The organism is Acetobacter nitrogenifigens DSM 23921 = NBRC 105050 (assembly GCF_000429165.1).
Lineage (GTDB): Bacteria > Pseudomonadota > Alphaproteobacteria > Acetobacterales > Acetobacteraceae > Acetobacter > Acetobacter nitrogenifigens.
The window spans coordinates 83,847-100,238 of the sequence record NZ_AUBI01000012.1 but is presented as its reverse complement, the minus strand read 5'-3'; the positions used below and the strand labels follow the sequence as shown (position 1 = coordinate 100,238).

The window sequence follows — 16,392 nt, the reverse complement described above, 5'->3', positions numbered from 1 at the left end:
TGTCGCGTTGCTGGCCACCAGAGCGCAGAAAATTCGATGTTTTTGAAATGTGCGGACAATTTCTGAGGGGAGGGGAGGAGAAAGTTTTGGCTCTCCACAGCCCCCTAAAAATCATCGATCAGGTGTTGCTGTTACAGCCATACCTTTGCCCCGCTTTGGGGCGAGCGGCAGCAAACTGCCAAAGGTGAGATCGTCGCTTAAGGGAGTTGGATTTCAGTTGTCTGGAATTTCCGGGTAACTGATTTTGCACGGATCACGCACGGAACCTGCACGGGTGAATAGACCGCACGGATGGTCTATTCCCCTATAGGGTTCCGAGATCCATCCGTGCACGGATCTTGCACGGAAGATACACGGATCATACCCCATCCTCCTGCACCCATTTTGCCGTTGCCGGTTGCCCCTCAGAGTTCCGAATACCTTGTGCCTTTCCGTTGTTGGACCTCCTGAACGTCTCGACAGTGCATCCAGACGCCAGCAGGTGATCCAGCGCCATCTTCTGCGCCTTTGCTGAGGTAATCCCGTGCTCGACGAACAGGCGGCGGATGGAGCGGGTGTCGTTTGAGAGTTTGGGGCTCCACGGTCCTTCTGACGATCCCTTGGCGATACCTGCCTCGATATCAATCTTCTGCGTCAGCGTGACGCTATCCTCAGGCGGGGTCCATGGCAGCATCGCGGCGGTGTGGTCGCCGTTGTCGAGTTCGTATGACTGGCGTTCGAACCATTCCTCTTTACCGATGGGCGCTGCGTTGATCTTGGCTCCGTCGACACGCGAGAAATACCTGCGATGGTCAGGCTTGATGCTGAAACCTTCCGCCTCCTGCTCAGTCATGACCGAGACCGTGAGCATGATGCGAGCCGCGCCGGTGATGGCTGTAGCGCCGCGTGCGATGTCGGGATTGCCTGCGATGCCTGCTGATCCCTTCCGCGTGTGGTGCAGTAGGACAACCGCCATCTCGTATTGCATGGCCAGGCTGCGGAAGCGCGCCATGACCGCACGGATGGCCGTGTTGTCGTTTTCCTCCTGTTCGTGAAGCTCCACGAGCGGATCGAGCATGATCACGTCCGGCCTGTGCTCACGGATCAACGCTTCAAGCTGCTGCATGGCGGCTGTCTCGGACATTCCGGCTTCACGGGGTGCTGACAGCAACGTGCCGATACTCTCGGTGCTGACCCTGAACAGTCGCCCGTGCATGTCGGCAGGCGTGCAGCCGATCGAGCGGAACTGCGCCGAGAAGCGCCTGCGCTGTTCGTCGCGGTCGTCCTCCGTGTTGTAGGTCAGGACGGTGCAGGGCTTTACCGGCTTCATCCGGCCATACTCGCGGCCAAGCACCAGCGACGTCGCCCAGCCGACCATGAGCATCGACTTGCCAGCTGCGGGTTCGCCGACAACGACTGTGACCGCGCCGCGCAGGAGCATGCCGGGCGCCACCCACGGGCGGGGCGCGATGTCGGCCTCGTCCCAGTCGTCGCAATCGATCAGAAGCGGCGTTGCAGTTTGCGCCACGGTGGCGCGTTGCTCAGCCTGCCTTAAACCGGCTGCGACGGCAGCATCAAAGTTTACAGGTCCGTTCATCCGGCCATCCTTGCCCGGAGCGCCGAGGCGATTGTTTTCTCGATTTCGGATTTGTCGAGACCGGCCTGCATGGCGGCGGCGGCCATCGCTGCGGCGACGTCGCTGGTCGTGAGATGCCCGCTCGCGATAAAGCGCGCCAGGGCGTAGGTCTCGGCGTTCAGTGTGTGGTTGCGCCCGCCTTCCCGGCACGACGCGACGGAAGCGACTGCGGCTCGAACGGCCCCCGCCACATACCTGTCGGCGTCGCGCAGGCCGTTCTCGATCTTCGCGAGGTCCGCTTTTGGCGCAGGCGGCGGGGTGACCATCTCGACGAGCCATGCGGGCATGGGCTGGGGACGGATGTTGTCGATCACCTCAAGCCCGGTGGCGGGCCACCAGATGATGTAACCGCCTTCGCCGCGCATATCGACACCAACGGTCTTTTGCCCGTCTGTTCCGCGGGGATTCCGGTTGGTCACACCGGACCGGTACTTGAACAGGACGTGCAGGCCGCCGGAGCGGGTCCGGTGCATGCGGTGTCCCTGCAGGCGGGTGCAATGCTCGCCATACCACTCATCGGCGGTCGGATGCTGAAGATCGAGATCCAGCACGACGATGTTGGAAGAGCGCCCGGTGACGACGCCGATCAGTGCGCCGTGGTATGTGCGCCACAGCATCAGCGCGTCATCCGGAGAACTGGTGGCCAAGTCTCCCCATTTGCATGTTGGGCGCTTGTCCTCGTGACAGGGAAAGACTGTCAGGCCACGAGAGGCGAGACGGGCGGCTTCCAGCGCTACAGGGCTGTCAGATACGGTTTTGAGGGCGGCGCTCATGCTGCGCGCGCCTTCCGTTTCTTTGTCTTGCTGCCGGTCGCCTGCTCGCGGTCGGTACGGTCGCGCAGGCGTGCGAAATCAAGTTCCTCTTTCACGCATGTTGCGAACAGGTTAGCCACGAGGCGAGCATATGGTAAACCTGACTGGTCATATGCTTCACGGATCAGCGCTGCGATAGCGATCGTTCCAGCGTTGATCAGGGGATCGCCGCCGGGATCGTGGCGATCAACCCAGGCCTGACCAATCCGGATGAGTTGCGGCGCTGCATATCCCTGAAGAGACATGTTGCCGAGCATGTTCATGCCATCGCGGCACGACGGAGAGATGTCGTCGCTCATGCCCGTGCCTCCCGCGCTGCTGCGCTTGCGGCAGCGATGGACGGGAACACGACGGGCAGACGCGAACCCGGCATAAGCAGGGCAGCGCGTGGCTCGCCATCCGGTGAACGGGCGTCACTCAGGAGGATCAGGCGGGGTACAGGACTCCGCATGCAGACGCACGTCGGGCGCCCGCGCTTTTTAAGGCTCGGCATACACATTTCTCCATGTGCTGCCGCGATTTGTCTGGACAGAACGCCAGTCAGGACTCTATGAAGCGGGTGTTGGGTCCGTTTCGAACAGAGTTCTTTTGCTGGCGCTGTCTGCTAATCGCGGGCAGCGTTTTGCGTTTCAGGCGGCTTCCGGCTTCAGCGAATCAATCCACCGCTGGTAGCTCTCCGCTGTAATCAGCGTGTTCCGTCCGACTTTGATTTTCACGAACTTCTCGGCAGCGATCAGCCGATCCACGGTTGCGCGGCTCAGGCCCGTTTCACGCCAGATTTCTTCCCGGCGGTAGAAACGGCGGCCCTTCGAGTCAGTCGTCATATCGTTCCTCCCTGCGCCGCTTTTGTTGTCGTGAGCGGCTGAGAGGAAGAAAACACGTAAGGCCCAAATATATAAAACGAATAAGCTGCGTAAACTTTCTACGGGAGAAAGTATGTTTTAACTCTCTCGCGGCGAATTCTCGGAGGTCTCGCCAAACTGAATGAGGGCGCTTTCTATGAGATCGCGGGCCTGTTCGGATTCGATGTTGTAAATTTCTTGGACCCGTTTGCGCACGCCAGCGTCCGTCATTCCAGATCGAGTGAGTCCCTGCTGGAGTGTGTAAATCGCATTTAGTTTTGCCAGGCGCTTCATTTCTGCAAACGGACCTGTTCCCGCGCCCTTTCCTGAGTGCAGCGATAGCGCTTCCTTGACCAGCTTTCCTGCGGCGGTTGTGCCGATCTTTCGGTCTGCCTCTGGAATCTGACTCCGGCGTACGTGCCAATCCGATGTCAGATCTTCCTGCGGCAACTCTCCCCAACTGAGCGCCTGCATATTGAAAGAGGCCTTGAGGAGGTAATTCGCGAGGTCGGCAGGAAGCGAAACAGATTCCGTGATGACCAGCTTCCCGTCTTGGTCGATGGCCTGTTTTTCGAGCGTACGGAATAACTTCACCCACAACAGAAGAGGATTGTCCGAGTCGCCATTTTCTGTTGTCACACTGCGTCTCCGCTACACGCCCGCAAAAAACGTGGCGAGGAAGCCGGAGCGGAGTTCCGACGTTCGGGGGCCAGCCTATCCCCGCCGACAACGATCCTACGACAGTCCGCATTGGCCCGATACCTTTCTGCGATTTGCCATCACCACTTCACGCGGCGTCGCCCAGCCTGCGGGCAGACGCAAAACCTCGATGCCGTATCGCGAGCAAGATATGTGAGGCTTGCCCAAAGACGCCCCGATCTCACGCCACGTCCTCCCGGCCCGTCGCATCTTAACCAGCCGGTTAACGTCGTCAGCCTCCCAAGGCTTGCGAGGTCGTCCCATCAGTGACGCTCCCGCATGGCGAGAATGTCGCGGCAAAGGCTAGCGGCCAGCGCATCGTCGTCGGCCTCCGAATAGAGGTATTCCAGCGTCAGCCGCGCCTTGTGCTTCAGGTCAGCAAGCGTTCGTGCGCGCGTGGTCGCCACACCCTGCCGCTCTTGTCGGATGCGCTGCGTGATGCGCTGCGAGCGGTTCCAGACAAGCGCCCGCTCCGTCTGGCTTATGGTTCCGTCGCTGTCGGCCTCGTAGTGCATCCGGTCCCGGTTGCGATCCATCGCCAGCGCGCGGCGGGTTCTGCGTTCGATGGGGGTCATGCGCGCCTCCCTCCTGCGCCAAGCACGGCCAGCACGTCGCGGGCGAGCCGTTGGGTTTCGTCATGGTCCATGATGTTTGGATCAGCGATTGCCAGCCGTGCGCGGGCGATCAGGTCTCGCCTCGATCTGGCTTGTCCGGTCCATGCGCGGGTCCACGCCCTGCGCCACCGATCGAACTCGGCTGCTACTGTCGGGGTGCTGAGGGCGATGCCTTCAGGGTCCAGACGCAATGCGCGACGATCTGAGGCTGTGGCGGATATGGCTGCGGATTGAATGGGGGTCATCCTTCCTGCGCCTCCATGATGGCGGCTGCGCGTAGGTCGAGTTCCCGACCCAGCCAGTGTATGGCTCTTTCCAGTCCGTGAGAGTCCGTCACCTCCTGCGGCACGCGAAGCATGGTCAGGATCAGGGCGATATCAGCCACGTCATCAGACGCTTTGCGAATGGCGGTGCGTGCGGCTTCGGTCATGCCGACACCCTCCCGTTGCCCCAGAGGTCGATATAGCGCTCGTCAAGAATATTCACCCGGCCAACGACCAGACCGCCGCAGATATTGTTGAAGGCGTCCCGTGAGATCGTCTGCTCTGACGCGTGCATATGATCCATCTTCATAAGCACCCTGCCGTTTCCGACCGACTGCGCGCGATAGACGTTAAGGGCGTCGAGATAACGGACCACATAGCAGGCGTCATAAGTGAAAGTGTTGAGGTCTGGCCTGTATAAGCAGGCATCCCCCCGCCTGAACTCGGGGTACATATTATTGGTCTCGATCCTCAGGATCGCTAAATCGCTCATCCCTCGGGCTTTGGACGTGGAGGCAAGTGTGAGGGCGCTCATCGAACTGCCTCCAGACGAAGAGCATGGCCGGACGCGACCGGATCGGGTGTGGCGATGCCCGCCAGCACGGCAAACAATATAGCCGGGGCTATAATGATTGAGCCCGCATACCGGGCGAGAGTCGAGAAAGTGCTTGTACGGGGTCGAGACCGTACGCTAAGGGCGTGTTCAGCCATTGCCGAGTTACCTTCGGTTTGTGGTTAGGCTGGTTGTGGAGGGTGCAAGCTCCACTTCCAGTCGCCTTCGCTATTGCGAAGTGAGACTCACAATGTCACTGTTGCCCGTATAGTGCAAGTGGAATGATATTGTGGATACCATTAAGGCGTCACAGATCAGGGCAGCTCGCGGGCTGCTTGATTGGACGAGAGACGATCTCGTTGAAAAAAGCGGCGTCCCAAAGAGCACTCTCGTGCGGGTTGAAACCGACGTTGTTTCCCCCAGAGCAGCCACCCTCTCCGCCATCCGCACAGCCTTAGAGACCGCAGGCGTTGAGTTCATAGCTGAGAATGGCGGTGGGGCAGGGGTTAGGTTGAGGAAGGGGGGCTGAGATGAAGCGATTTAAGTGAGACACAGGCGTTGCCGGGTTCGGATCTCGTATGTGAGATAGGAGGCTACCAAACGATGACTGATTTTCCTGAAGGGCGGGCACCGATCGACCCGAAGGCTGCGGCAATTGAACTGCTGCGGCTGTTCGGTGCTGAGGCAGAAGAGATAGCACACCGCCGAATCGTCGGCTTCATGGATGACGACGACATGGATCGTGTCAGGGAGTGGTATATGGTTAAGGGTCACATCCGCGAGTTGACGCACGGGATTAGACGCGCAGGCCAGTCTATTAATTAAAACTGGTCCCATGTGATCACGGGATCGTCTAAAGAGTAATCTCTATCTTCAACAGAAATCATGGTGTCCGCAGGTTGCCAGACGGTTCTTGCGGCGGTGAACGCATGGTCCACAGATATCCCAGCATTTCTTAGCTTCCTCGCGCATGCCCTAATGTGGCCGCCCGAAGTCAGCACGTCGTCAAAGAGTATCACTGGGTTCGTTGGAAGAGATTCTAATTCAAGGTTCGCTTCGAGAATTTGTGGATCTCGGGACGTGCCATCTTTATGAGCTGAACCAGCTGGGGTGCGCCACCTTAGGCAAGGTTGCACTTGGGAGCCATTCGCCAAAATTTGGCTAATTTGTAAGGCTAATAGTTGGGTTCGGAAAGGTTCTTTATTCGCAATTGTCGCATTGCTATTAGGAACAGGAACGAGTGTTACTGCGTATTTTGAAATATTTTCTATCATCCGGGCGATTGAATTATTGACAAGGTTGATTAAATCTTCAGAGTCTTTTTGGTAATACTTACGATTTACCTTGTTAACTGATAGAGTTAGAAAGCCATTTATCACATTTCCCTTGTAACATTTGACAAGCTTCATACAATCGAAATCGACTTGTCTAAATGAGGCACCGCATTCTTCGTAAGACGGATATGAAATCAAAGAGTGAACTTTAATATTAGGCATGGTCGATTCTTTCAACAATATCGTGAGTGTTTTCTAGAATGTGAGTTTTTTCATGACCTAAAAATTTTGATGGCCAAGTCAATCTAGGATCGTCGACTACAGACTTCATAATGAAGAGCCAGCGACCAAGGCGCTGACATTCTGCCGCCTGATGCAGAGTGCCAGAGGTGTCTGATGCCTCAACAATCACAGTAGCATCAGATATTGCAGCCATCACTCGGTTTCGCTTTGGGAAATTGCTACGGTATACGGCCTCCCCTTCGGCGAAGGGAGACAGCAGTAGATGATCTTGCCAAATATGTTCCTGAAGGCACGCGTTTTCCGCAGGATAGGCCTTTGCTAACGGCGTTCCAATAACGGCCGCAACACGACCTTTATGTTTAATCGCGCCGGTCAGCGCGGCAGTATCAACGCCTCTAGCCAACCCGCTCACTACCGTGACGCCAGCTTCGGCGAGCTGACGTGCAAGACGGTGCGCGCGTAAAAAGCCGCCTTCGGACACCTCCCGCGTTCCGACGATCGATACGCAGGGAAAGTTCAGGACCGAAAGCTCGCCAGCATAAAAAACATTGACACCGGCATTCTTTGAGGCGCCGGTTGGACGCAGGAAATCTATTTGCCTGTCATTCTTGAAAGGCCTCTTAGTCCGCTCGACCAGCGATAAGAGGTCGACTTCGTGGGGTGTATCTGGTGGCGAGTAGCGAGGTTTACGCGCCATAGCCGTTTCCCTTCTTACGCTGCTCATCGCTTTCGCCCCGTTTGTCACTTTACCCTCACTACAACCTTTATCAGCTTCGACACCACCAGCCTCATGGTTGCGCCCAAGTGCAATGCGAGAGCGCAAGCCGAGGGCGAGAAGAAGTGAGTCGACCCAAGTGTATACCGCAGAATGCGCTCTCAATCACGCCAAGCCAAGAGAAACAAGGTAAAGTTAACGACAAGCTTATATTAGTAGACCGTGCCACTTCTCAGAATACCGCTCCACAGCCCGGTGGGTAACGCGGACGAGGATCTTTTGGGCCTCTGCGGGGTGATACCTGTAACCTATTTTTGCCTTGTCATGGACTCTGCCCACGCCCCCATCATCTCCCGCCGCTTCTCGAACAGATCCCCACGACGATAAGCGGCCTCGACCTTGTTGCTGATGGCGTGCGCCAGCGCCATCTCGGCGACCTCGCGGGGGTAATCCGTCTCTTCAGCCGCCCAGTCGCGGAACGTGGATCGCAGGCCATGCACGGTGACGTCCTTCGTCCCGGCGGCGATGTGAAGGGCCTTCGACAGCGCCACGTCCGAGAGCGGCTTACCGGCGCGCTGGCCAGGGAACACGAGATCGCCGTGTCGTTCGTCCCGAAGTGGCCGCACTTCCTGCAGGATAGCTACAGCGCCATCGGACAACGGAACGCGGTGTTCCTTGCCGGTCTTCATGCGGTGAGCCGGAACGGTCCACACCTTCGCGCCGAGATCGATCTCTCCCCAGGTGGCGCTACGAACTTCACCGGAACGGGCGGCGGTCAGGCAGGCGAAGCGGACGGACTTTGCGGCAATGCCGCCAGACGTCGCCAGTGCGGCCATGACGCGAGCGATATCTTTCCGATCGATTGCGGCGTGATGTTCGACCTTGGCCACCTTCGATGGAGGCGCGAGGATCGCCGACAAATGGCCACGCCACCGGGCCGGGTTCTCTCCTGAGCGCCAGCCTTGTGCGCGGGCATAGTCGAGAATGCGCTCTATCCGGCCACGGATGCGGGTTGCGGTCTCCGTCTTCTCTGTCCAGATCGGCTTCAGCACGCTCTCTACGTCTGATGTATCGACCATAGCCACTGGCTTATCGCCAAAGAAGCCGTAAACATTCTGCTCAAGGGACGCGGACCAGATCGAGGCGGCGCGTGGATCTCGCCAGCCCGGCGTCTGTGATTCGATATAGCGGTCAGCCACGGCGCGGAAACTGAGCCCCGCTTCCTGCTTGCGGGCGCTGTCTTCGGTCCGGCGCTGTTCGAGTGGGTCAATCCTTTGATTGACGAGGCGACGAGCGTCTGTGGCTAGCGTACGGGCTTCAGCTAACCCGATGTCGTAAGCGGACCCGAGGCTCATTTCGCGGCGTTTGCTGTTGGTGGGTGAGGTGTAGCGAATTGTCCAGATCCGTGAATTACCCCGCGCCACGAGCCAGAGGTTGCCACCGTCAGCGAGGTCGCCGTCCTTGTGTGCGGCGACTTGTCGTGCTGTCAGGCGGTGCGGTGCGAGCCGACTCATAGCCTTGTTTGTCCTTCTTCGTGTCCCTCTTAAAGACTGCGCTTACATGAGTTTTGGTGTGTAGTCCAGAGAAGCGAGACTTGATTGATTATTATATAATCTGCCGATTCGCGATGCGTTGTGATTTCTTGTGAGTCGCATGTTCGAATCCCATCCCCTCCGCCAAATAAACCGAAATTTACCAATAAAATCAGCCACCTAAATGCAGGTTTTTGATGCGCCGCGATCACGCTGCCCATCTTGCAGGTCGACATTGTGGGGCTCAAAGAGACGCGCTGAGATACGATTCTTGATCGTCTATAAGCGCGCTAAAATTCGACAGTCATGTATCTCTGCTCCAGTCGCTTCAACCTGAAATGCAGCATATTGGTCCGGACGTCGTGGAGGCGCTATGTGCGGCGTAGCCTCGGCGTGAAGGTGCAACGAGGATACCGTGACTTGCTGACCAATCCGAAGCGCGCGGCCTATATGGCTGCGGATTGCATGGGGCTCATTTCTTCTGCGCTTTCATGATGGAGGCTGCCCATAGGTCCAGTTCCTGATCCAACCAGTGCATGGCGCTTTCGAGTCCGTGGCCTTCTGTGGCACGCGAAGCATGGTCAGGATCACGTCCTGCCGCCTCGCGATCGAGCATCAGGCAGACATCATGAATGGCCTGGAACAGAAAAAACGACGCGTCAGCCTGCTGAACCACCAATAGACGGCCCGCCGGGGACCAAAATGAACCGGTGGCATCTCCCTGCCGCAGCCGGAAAGAACAAGATAGCGCGGCGCATTGATGATCTCACGAAAATCGGTTGACCATTTCCGGCCACGCCGGTTCGCAGGCGGCATCAGGGGGGGGCAATGCGCGCCCATTCTTCATCGGTCAGGTCAGGCGGATCACGTTTCGTCCTGCGTGTGATGTCGGCCATCCGGCCTCTCTGCTCTGGCGTCCATAGCCATAGCCTGAGTCACAAGCCAGACACTCTAAAAACCCAAAAACCGATTTTCCAAAAGGGCTCTGAGCTTAGGATGGTCATGCTTTTTCTGAATAACGTCATCTGATCGAAAACATGTTAACAAAATTCAAACGCTGACGATGTGCGGCCTTTGGATGTGACCGTTGCGCTCACACGCTCATACCTGCAATCCAGATAGCAGAAAACTTCATCGTCTATCCCAAAAAACGGGGCATAAGCGTAGAGGAAACGCAGCCCGACCGGCCATTATTGCCGTTAATGTGCTGGCGGGCGTCCCATCTCATGTGTGATGTCGTCTGCCGACCTCACCGCAGTTTACGGCGGCTCGGGCGTGGGTAATAAGGGCGCTCCCGTTCCTGATCGTCCCCTGCGCCTGAGGCTCAATGATCCGTCTCGACAACATCAGTAAGCACAATGGCCACCGTGTCATCTTCGTCGAAGCCACTGCAGCGCTGCAGAGAGGTGAGAAAGTAGGACTTGTTGGACCGAATGGCGCCGGTAAGACAACGCTGTTTCGGCTGATCACCGGGCAGGAAGAGCCCGACGAGGGGCAGGTTCTGGCCGATCGGGGCGTCTCGATCGGGTTCTTTAACCAGGACGTTGGCGAAATGGCAGGCCGGAGCGCGGTCGCCGAGGTGATGGATGGGGCGGGACCCGTCGCGGAGATCGGCGCCGAACTTGCGGAACTTGAAGCCGCGATGGCTGATCCTGAGCGGTTCGACGAACTGGACGCCATTCTCGAGCGCTTCGGGGAGGTGCAGGCCCGGTTCGAGGAACTGGGCGGATACGCTCTTGACGGTCGTGCGCGGGAGGTTCTGCACGGTCTGGGATTCAGCCAGACGATGATGGATGGAGACGTCGGTCGGTTGTCCGGCGGATGGAAGATGCGGGTGGCGCTTGGGCGCATCCTGCTGATGAAGCCGGATGTCATGTTGCTTGACGAGCCTAGCAACCATCTCGATCTGGAAAGCCTGATCTGGCTGGAGCAGTTTCTGGCGGGATACGACGGCGCGTTGCTGATGACGTCGCATGACCGGGCCTTCATGAACCGGATCATCAACAAGGTTATCGAGATCGACGGAGGCGCTCTTACCAGTTTTACCGGCGACTACGAATTTTATGAGCAGCAGCGCGCCCTGAATGAAAAGCAGCAGCAGGCGCAGTTCGATCGCCAACAGGCGATGCTGGCGAAGGAAGTCGCATTTATCGAACGGTTCAAGGCGCGTGCGTCCCACGCGGCGCAGGTCCAGAGCCGGGTGAAGAAGCTGGACAAGATTGACCGCGTCGAGCCGCCGAGACGGCGTCAGACACTGTCTTTCACTTTTCCGCAAGCGCCGCGCTCTGGCGACGCTGTCGCAAACATGCGTGGCGTGGACAAAAAATACGGTGATCGCGTCATCTATCAGGGGCTGGACCTGCTGATTCGGCGGCAGGAGCGGTGCTGCGTGCTGGGGGTCAATGGTGCTGGTAAATCGACTTTGCTGAAGTTGGTGACGGGCACGACGGAACCTGATGCCGGTACGGTGACGCTCGGCGGCAGCGTGAAAATGGGATACTTCGCGCAGCACGCCATGGATCTTCTCGACGGCGACAGGACGGTGTTCGAGACTCTAAACGACGCGTTTCCGCTGGCCGGGCAGGGATCCTTGCGAGCGCTTGCTGGCGGTTTTGGATTTTCTGGCGATGACGTGGACAAGAGTTGCCGCGTTCTGTCGGGCGGAGAAAAGGCGCGGCTGGTGATGGCGCTGATGCTTTATGACCCGCCGAATTTTCTGGTGCTCGACGAACCGACGAACCATCTCGACATCGCCACAAAGGAAATGTTGATCTCAGCGCTATCGGATTACGATGGGACGATGCTGTTCGTGTCGCATGACCGTCATTTTCTGGCCGCCCTCTCGAACCGTGTGCTGGAACTGACCCCCGAGGGTATTCATCGCTATGACGGTGGTTATACAGAATATGTGGCGCGGACCGGACGCGAAGCGCCGGGGCTTCATGAGTGAAATTGCATGCGGCTTTGGGGCGCTGCAGAAGGTGCTCCGCGGCGCACGCCTTTCGACAAGAGATGGTATGGATTGGTTTCCTGGCATGAGGGCGCTTGCGCCCGAAAGCTTCGATGTTGTTTAAATTTGTTGTGATCATAATCTCACGTGGGGCTTATTTTTTCTCGAATATAAAAATCTGTGTTCTTTTGGGGCGTTGCCGTTTTTTGTTTATATTTACCTAAATCGTATTGTGTAAAAAATCATTTTTGTAAAAGTAGAGAATTCCGTCAATACGTGCAGCCGAGTTGTTTATCATAGTGCTGTGATTTTATTTTTTGAAATATGTTCTTTGAAGCGCCCGTGAAATGATTCTAATTCTGCATTAAGTGGCCGCATCATTGTGTGCGCAGCGGATTTTTTGACAAAACTATTTCATGCAAGAGTGTATTTTTAAAAACTGATATTATCTCTCAGGCTTGGCTGTTTTCTATTGAAGCCTCTACAGGCGCTCACTTTGAGGCGAGCCCAAAGTTCCGCCGGGGTTTCAGTTTGCTCCGCCATTGGTTACGATCAACGTAGGCGCGTCGTCCCACGCGCTGGTCGCGCAGAGCCGCATCGTTCAGGAGACATCGACGACATGAATACACGCCTCGCCCTTCTGGCTCTGGCGGTGGGTGCGTTCGGCATCGGCACGACAGAGTTCTCGCCCATGGGTCTCCTGCCCGTGCTGTCGGCGGATCTTCATGTCTCGGTCCCTGCTGCGGGAATGTTGGTGACGGCCTACGCGCTCGGCGTGATGGCGGGCGCGCCCGTGGTGACGCTGCTGCTGGCCCGGTTTCCGCGTAAGGCGTCTCTGGTGGCGCTGATGGGGGTGTTCACCGTCGGCAACGTCATGTCCGCTTTGGCGCCGGGATACGACACGCTGCTCATTGCCCGTGTGGTGACGAGCCTGGCGCACGGCGCGTTTTTCGGCCTCGGTTCGATTGAGGCCGCCAGTCTTGTAGCGCCCGCGCGCCGAGCGAGCGCGATCGCCAGCATGTTCATGGGGCTGACGATCGCCAATATCTTCGGCGTGCCGACGGCGACCTGGGTCGGCGAGGCAATCGGCTGGCGTATGGCGTTCGGCGCCACTGCAGGGCTTGGCGTGCTGGCGATGGCGATGACGCAACTCGCTCTGCCGGCAGGCGGCGAGGGCAAAATGCCTGCCGTCAGGCAGGAACTCCGTGTGCTTGTCAGGCCGGAGGTGCTGCGCGCGCTGGCGACCACGGTCATGGGCGCTGGAGCCATGTTTACGCTCTACACCTATATCGCCCCGGTGCTGGCGCATGTGACGGGAGCAGGAGATATGTTCATCACGGCGATGCTGGCGCTGGTGGGCGTGGGCTTCAGCATCGGTAACGCCATTGGCGGGAAAATGGCCGACAGGGATTTGACGCGCAGCACCACCCTGTTTCTCGTTGGTCTGGGGGTGATCATGCTGGCGCTGCCTTGGGCGGCGCTGACGCATGTTGGCGCAACGATTGCGATCTTGCTGTGGGGCGCTGCAACATTCGCTCTGGTCCCGCCGTTACAGATGCGCGTGATGCAGGCGGCTCACGAAGCTCCGGGGTTGGCGTCTTCGATCAACATAGGCGCGTTCAATATGGGCAACGCGCTCGGCGCGGCTCTTGGCGGCGCAGTTCTATCGGCCGGACTGGGCTTCCCGGCGGTCTCTTACGCCGGGGCGGCGCTGACTTTGGTTGGGTTGGCGTTAGTCTGGGCAGGACGGTCGCGTGGCGGCAGTCGCTCAGCGGTCGACGTGGCCTAAATCCCGGTCGGGTGCGATCAGGTCGCGCACGCGCTGCTTCAGTTCTTTAGGTCCGGGAAAACCGCCGTCACGTTTGCGCTCCCAGATCACCACGTCATCGATGGTGATCTCGAAGCGCCCTCCCGTGTCGGGGATCAGCGCCACCTCGCCGAGTGATTGCCCGAAAGTAGACAGTAGCTCCTGCGCCATCCAACCGGAGCGGAGAAGCCAGTTGCATTGTGTGCAGTAACGGATCGCGATCCGCGGGGCAGAGGCGGTCATTCCGGGTGTCCTTGAATGGGCGACCTTGTGGTGCGTTGTCCATTGTTTAGTGAAGCCGTCTATCAGGCGGCCGGTTACGATCCGAAGAGGTAAGGGGGCGGAAAAAAGCGACGCCTAGCGGCCTCTGAATCATGAGGCGTCTGCGCGGCGAGCCTGTTCCACCCGGCGCCGGTCAGTCATAGGGCCAAATTCTTGGATCGAACGTCCGGATTTATGATCTGCAACTGCCATTGTTCGGCTTAAATCTTTTCGCCGCGCCGTTCTGTTGAGACAGCGTTCGTTTGAGAGGCTGGCGAGGCGCCGTCGCATTGCCGTAAACTTTTTTGGAGAAATTAACGCATATACCGCAATGGTCGGTGACGGTGACGCCCGTGGCCGATTGCGAGATGTAGAAAGCGTCGACGACGCCGACGGCAGCTCCTCGAAACACCGCGACGTCGTACATCTCCTGAGAGTTGCTGTTGGTGCCTGCTCTCACGGCGGGTGAGACCGAACCTCCATTCCTTGGATCCCCATCGCTTACCAGAGTGTCGATGGTGGTCAGGCGTCTGGCCTCGATGTCCGCAGCCATGGCGTTTGTGTACTGCTGTTTCTCGCCAAAGGCGATATTGAGAACACGTCGAGTAAAATCGGGAGAGGGCTGGTTCGTGTCGCCGACGACGACGTCGAGGAAGACAGATTTCGCAGCTTGCGCGACGCCTTTGTAAAACGTCACCATCGCTTGCTCATTGTCGCATTTGTCGTTTGGAACATGCACAAACGCTACGATCAGGTCATCGAGCTTGTAGACGACAAATCCATAGCCGCTGGCGACTTCCTGCGATCTGGCTCCGACCTCAGAAAATGCTGTGAAAGTGTTGCACGATCTGTAATAGGAATTGGGTTTTTCCGGGTTCAGAGATTTGAACGCCCGTGTCGCTATTTGGCTGTCTGGTGAAACTGCGGCGTTTCGGGTCGGAAGATTGGCGGGGGCGTAAAGCTCGCCGCAAACCAGTATGTCAGGCTTGAGTTGCCCCATCCGACGAATGCAATTTTGCCATATCTGCGCGACATGCTCCCCGAAAATCGCACGGGGCTGGGCCTTTTCCTTGGCGATTCTGCGTGAGCTTGCCGCAGGCAGTTTTTTGACCCGCACCAGATTCGCTGGCCCAATTACGGCCTCGCTCATGCAGTTGTCCGGGGTAACGGGCAGCTGCAGCGAATAATGTTTGCCTTGAGTCACCTTGTCGTTCGTATTGCGCGTAAAATGCTGGTTGAGCATCGAGTCGTAATTGAATGGGACGACCGTCCTGGCGTTGGCGTTGAAGGATTGATACGCAATGATCGGCATTGGATATTCCCGTTTCCTGTCGCGCATTGGCGCGTTTGCGGGCCTGTTGACCAGCCACGGGCGTCGCCGCGAATTACGTGTTCACCGGCCTTAAAGCTCGATCATGTTCCGATCTGAAGAGTAGCCGTAACCGGTCGGCGTTATCAATCTGCGGTTTCCTGTTCGGCGATCAAACGGGCCAATTCATCGCCTTGGGGGCGCTGCATCCGAAACAGCGCATCGGCTCTGATCTCGTAGTAATCGGCGGGGCCTCCCGCGCGCAGGACCGGCCCTGCGCGCGTCGTGTCGTAGATGCCGTTGACGAGCAGATCGGCGCGGATATGCGCTTTCACCACCTCGCCGAACGTCATCCACGTCTCGATCGCGCGCCCATCCACGTCCTTTAACTGGACTATCTGCGTAAGGCGGCATTCGAACTGTACCGGGCTGTCGGCCACGCGCGCCGGGCGGACGACGTCTGACGGCGTTGACCGTATATGGCCGAGCGCGAATTCCGAGACGCCGCGCGGAACGGCGGCTGACGTGACATTCATACGCTCTGCAAGAGTGCGGCTGACAAGGTTCCAAACGAACTCGCCGGTTTTCTCGATATTCGCCACCGTGTCTTTCCATCCGGTGCTGGAGAAGCCGATTATGGGCGGCGTATAGTTGAAGGCGTTGAAGAAACTGTAGGGCGCGAGATTGGGAGCGCCGTCCGGGGAGAGCGTCGAGATCCAGCCGATCGGGCGGGGTCCGACGATCGCGTTGAACGGATCATGTTTAAGGCCATGTCCTTCGGCCGGGACATACGAGTGGAACCGGTCGCTCTCAGTCATATCGATCCTCCGCCTTGTAGGCGGGAGCGGAAAACTTGCTCCCGTCGCGTGTCAGTTCGAACTCGGCGCCTGCGCGTCGGGCGGC

Annotated in this window: 19 protein-coding genes and 1 pseudogene; 4 read left to right on the top strand and 16 right to left on the bottom strand. The window is 58.1% G+C overall.

What is annotated here, in order from left to right:
- Nucleotides 1–358: 358 nt before the first annotated feature.
- The 9 genes from G442_RS0113705 to G442_RS0113665 form a co-directional block, all read right to left on the bottom strand.
- Nucleotides 359–1,576 (bottom strand): AAA family ATPase, encoded by a 1,218-nt coding sequence (locus G442_RS0113705; protein ID WP_026398451.1) that lies wholly within the window; start codon nucleotides 1,574–1,576, stop codon nucleotides 359–361.
- The gene (locus G442_RS0113700) at nucleotides 1,573–2,388 is read right to left on the bottom strand and encodes a bifunctional DNA primase/polymerase (protein WP_026398450.1); all 816 of its coding nucleotides are present in this window, start codon (nucleotides 2,386–2,388) and stop codon (nucleotides 1,573–1,575) included. The genes G442_RS0113705 and G442_RS0113700 overlap by 4 nt, the downstream gene beginning before the upstream one ends.
- On the bottom strand, nucleotides 2,385–2,726 hold the full coding sequence (locus G442_RS0113695) for a hypothetical protein (protein WP_026398449.1): 342 nt from the start codon (nucleotides 2,724–2,726) through the stop codon (nucleotides 2,385–2,387). The genes G442_RS0113700 and G442_RS0113695 overlap by 4 nt, the downstream gene beginning before the upstream one ends.
- 330 nt (nucleotides 2,727–3,056) lie before the next feature.
- The gene (locus G442_RS0113690) at nucleotides 3,057–3,251 is read right to left on the bottom strand and encodes a helix-turn-helix transcriptional regulator (RefSeq protein WP_026398448.1); all 195 of its coding nucleotides are present in this window, start codon (nucleotides 3,249–3,251) and stop codon (nucleotides 3,057–3,059) included.
- 117 nt (nucleotides 3,252–3,368) lie between these two features.
- The gene (locus G442_RS0113685) at nucleotides 3,369–3,908 is read right to left on the bottom strand and encodes a hypothetical protein (protein ID WP_026398447.1); all 540 of its coding nucleotides are present in this window, start codon (nucleotides 3,906–3,908) and stop codon (nucleotides 3,369–3,371) included.
- Between the two features lie 323 nt (nucleotides 3,909–4,231).
- Nucleotides 4,232–4,543: a hypothetical protein gene (locus G442_RS0113680; protein WP_026398446.1), complete on the bottom strand. Its 312-nt coding sequence runs from the start codon at nucleotides 4,541–4,543 to the stop codon at nucleotides 4,232–4,234.
- On the bottom strand, nucleotides 4,540–4,827 hold the full coding sequence (locus G442_RS0113675; protein WP_026398445.1) for a hypothetical protein: 288 nt from the start codon (nucleotides 4,825–4,827) through the stop codon (nucleotides 4,540–4,542). Before G442_RS0113675 ends, G442_RS0113680 begins: the two co-directional genes overlap by 4 nt.
- Entirely contained in the window at nucleotides 4,824–5,012 is a 189-nt protein-coding gene (locus G442_RS0113670; protein WP_026398444.1) for a hypothetical protein, read from the bottom strand. The genes G442_RS0113675 and G442_RS0113670 overlap by 4 nt, the downstream gene beginning before the upstream one ends.
- Nucleotides 5,009–5,380: a hypothetical protein gene (locus tag G442_RS0113665; RefSeq protein WP_026398443.1), complete on the bottom strand. Its 372-nt coding sequence runs from the start codon at nucleotides 5,378–5,380 to the stop codon at nucleotides 5,009–5,011. Before G442_RS0113665 ends, G442_RS0113670 begins: the two co-directional genes overlap by 4 nt.
- 307 nt (nucleotides 5,381–5,687) lie before the next feature.
- Between G442_RS0113665 and G442_RS0113660 the strand changes: the two genes are divergently transcribed.
- Together G442_RS0113660 and G442_RS0113655 are read left to right on the top strand one after the other, a co-directional pair.
- Complete coding sequence (locus tag G442_RS0113660) at nucleotides 5,688–5,927, top strand: helix-turn-helix domain-containing protein (RefSeq protein WP_026398442.1); 240 nt, start codon at nucleotides 5,688–5,690, stop codon at nucleotides 5,925–5,927.
- Between the two features lie 74 nt (nucleotides 5,928–6,001).
- The gene (locus G442_RS0113655) at nucleotides 6,002–6,223 is read left to right on the top strand and encodes a hypothetical protein (RefSeq protein WP_026398441.1); all 222 of its coding nucleotides are present in this window, start codon (nucleotides 6,002–6,004) and stop codon (nucleotides 6,221–6,223) included.
- Here G442_RS0113655 and G442_RS25150 read toward each other — a convergent pair.
- From G442_RS25150 to G442_RS22365, 4 genes and pseudogenes are all read right to left on the bottom strand, one after another.
- Complete coding sequence (locus G442_RS25150; protein ID WP_146882491.1) at nucleotides 6,220–6,894, bottom strand: hypothetical protein; 675 nt, start codon at nucleotides 6,892–6,894, stop codon at nucleotides 6,220–6,222. The genes G442_RS0113655 and G442_RS25150 overlap by 4 nt on opposite strands.
- On the bottom strand, nucleotides 6,887–7,612 hold the full coding sequence (locus G442_RS0113650) for a DNA-processing protein DprA (protein WP_146882488.1): 726 nt from the start codon (nucleotides 7,610–7,612) through the stop codon (nucleotides 6,887–6,889). The genes G442_RS25150 and G442_RS0113650 overlap by 8 nt, the downstream gene beginning before the upstream one ends.
- 326 nt (nucleotides 7,613–7,938) lie before the next feature.
- Nucleotides 7,939–9,144 carry a tyrosine-type recombinase/integrase gene (locus tag G442_RS0113645; RefSeq protein WP_026398439.1) on the bottom strand — a complete coding sequence of 402 codons (1,206 nt, stop codon included), beginning with the start codon at nucleotides 9,142–9,144 and terminating at the stop codon, nucleotides 7,939–7,941.
- Between the two features lie 559 nt (nucleotides 9,145–9,703).
- Nucleotides 9,704–10,058, bottom strand: a pseudogene (locus tag G442_RS22365) (transposase); the annotation flags it as partial.
- 431 nt (nucleotides 10,059–10,489) lie between these two features.
- Here G442_RS22365 and G442_RS0113635 point away from each other — a divergent pair.
- Both G442_RS0113635 and G442_RS0113625 read left to right on the top strand, forming a co-directional pair.
- Nucleotides 10,490–12,112, top strand: coding sequence for an ABC-F family ATP-binding cassette domain-containing protein (locus G442_RS0113635; RefSeq protein ID WP_026398437.1), 1,623 nt, complete (start codon nucleotides 10,490–10,492; stop codon nucleotides 12,110–12,112).
- A gap of 619 nt (nucleotides 12,113–12,731) precedes the next feature.
- Complete coding sequence (locus G442_RS0113625) at nucleotides 12,732–13,901, top strand: MFS transporter (RefSeq protein ID WP_026398436.1); 1,170 nt, start codon at nucleotides 12,732–12,734, stop codon at nucleotides 13,899–13,901.
- On the opposite strand, the gene G442_RS0113620 is transcribed toward G442_RS0113625, so the two are convergent.
- From G442_RS0113620 to G442_RS22360, 3 genes are all read right to left on the bottom strand, one after another.
- The gene (locus G442_RS0113620) at nucleotides 13,881–14,162 is read right to left on the bottom strand and encodes a SelT/SelW/SelH family protein (RefSeq protein ID WP_026398435.1); all 282 of its coding nucleotides are present in this window, start codon (nucleotides 14,160–14,162) and stop codon (nucleotides 13,881–13,883) included. The two genes, G442_RS0113625 and G442_RS0113620, sit on opposite strands and share 21 nt — an antisense overlap.
- 211 nt (nucleotides 14,163–14,373) lie before the next feature.
- On the bottom strand, nucleotides 14,374–15,492 hold the full coding sequence (locus G442_RS0113615) for a hypothetical protein (RefSeq protein ID WP_026398434.1): 1,119 nt from the start codon (nucleotides 15,490–15,492) through the stop codon (nucleotides 14,374–14,376).
- 143 nt (nucleotides 15,493–15,635) lie between these two features.
- Entirely contained in the window at nucleotides 15,636–16,307 is a 672-nt protein-coding gene (locus G442_RS22360; protein WP_035376639.1) for a flavin reductase family protein, read from the bottom strand.
- Between the last annotated feature and the right edge of the window lie 85 nt (nucleotides 16,308–16,392).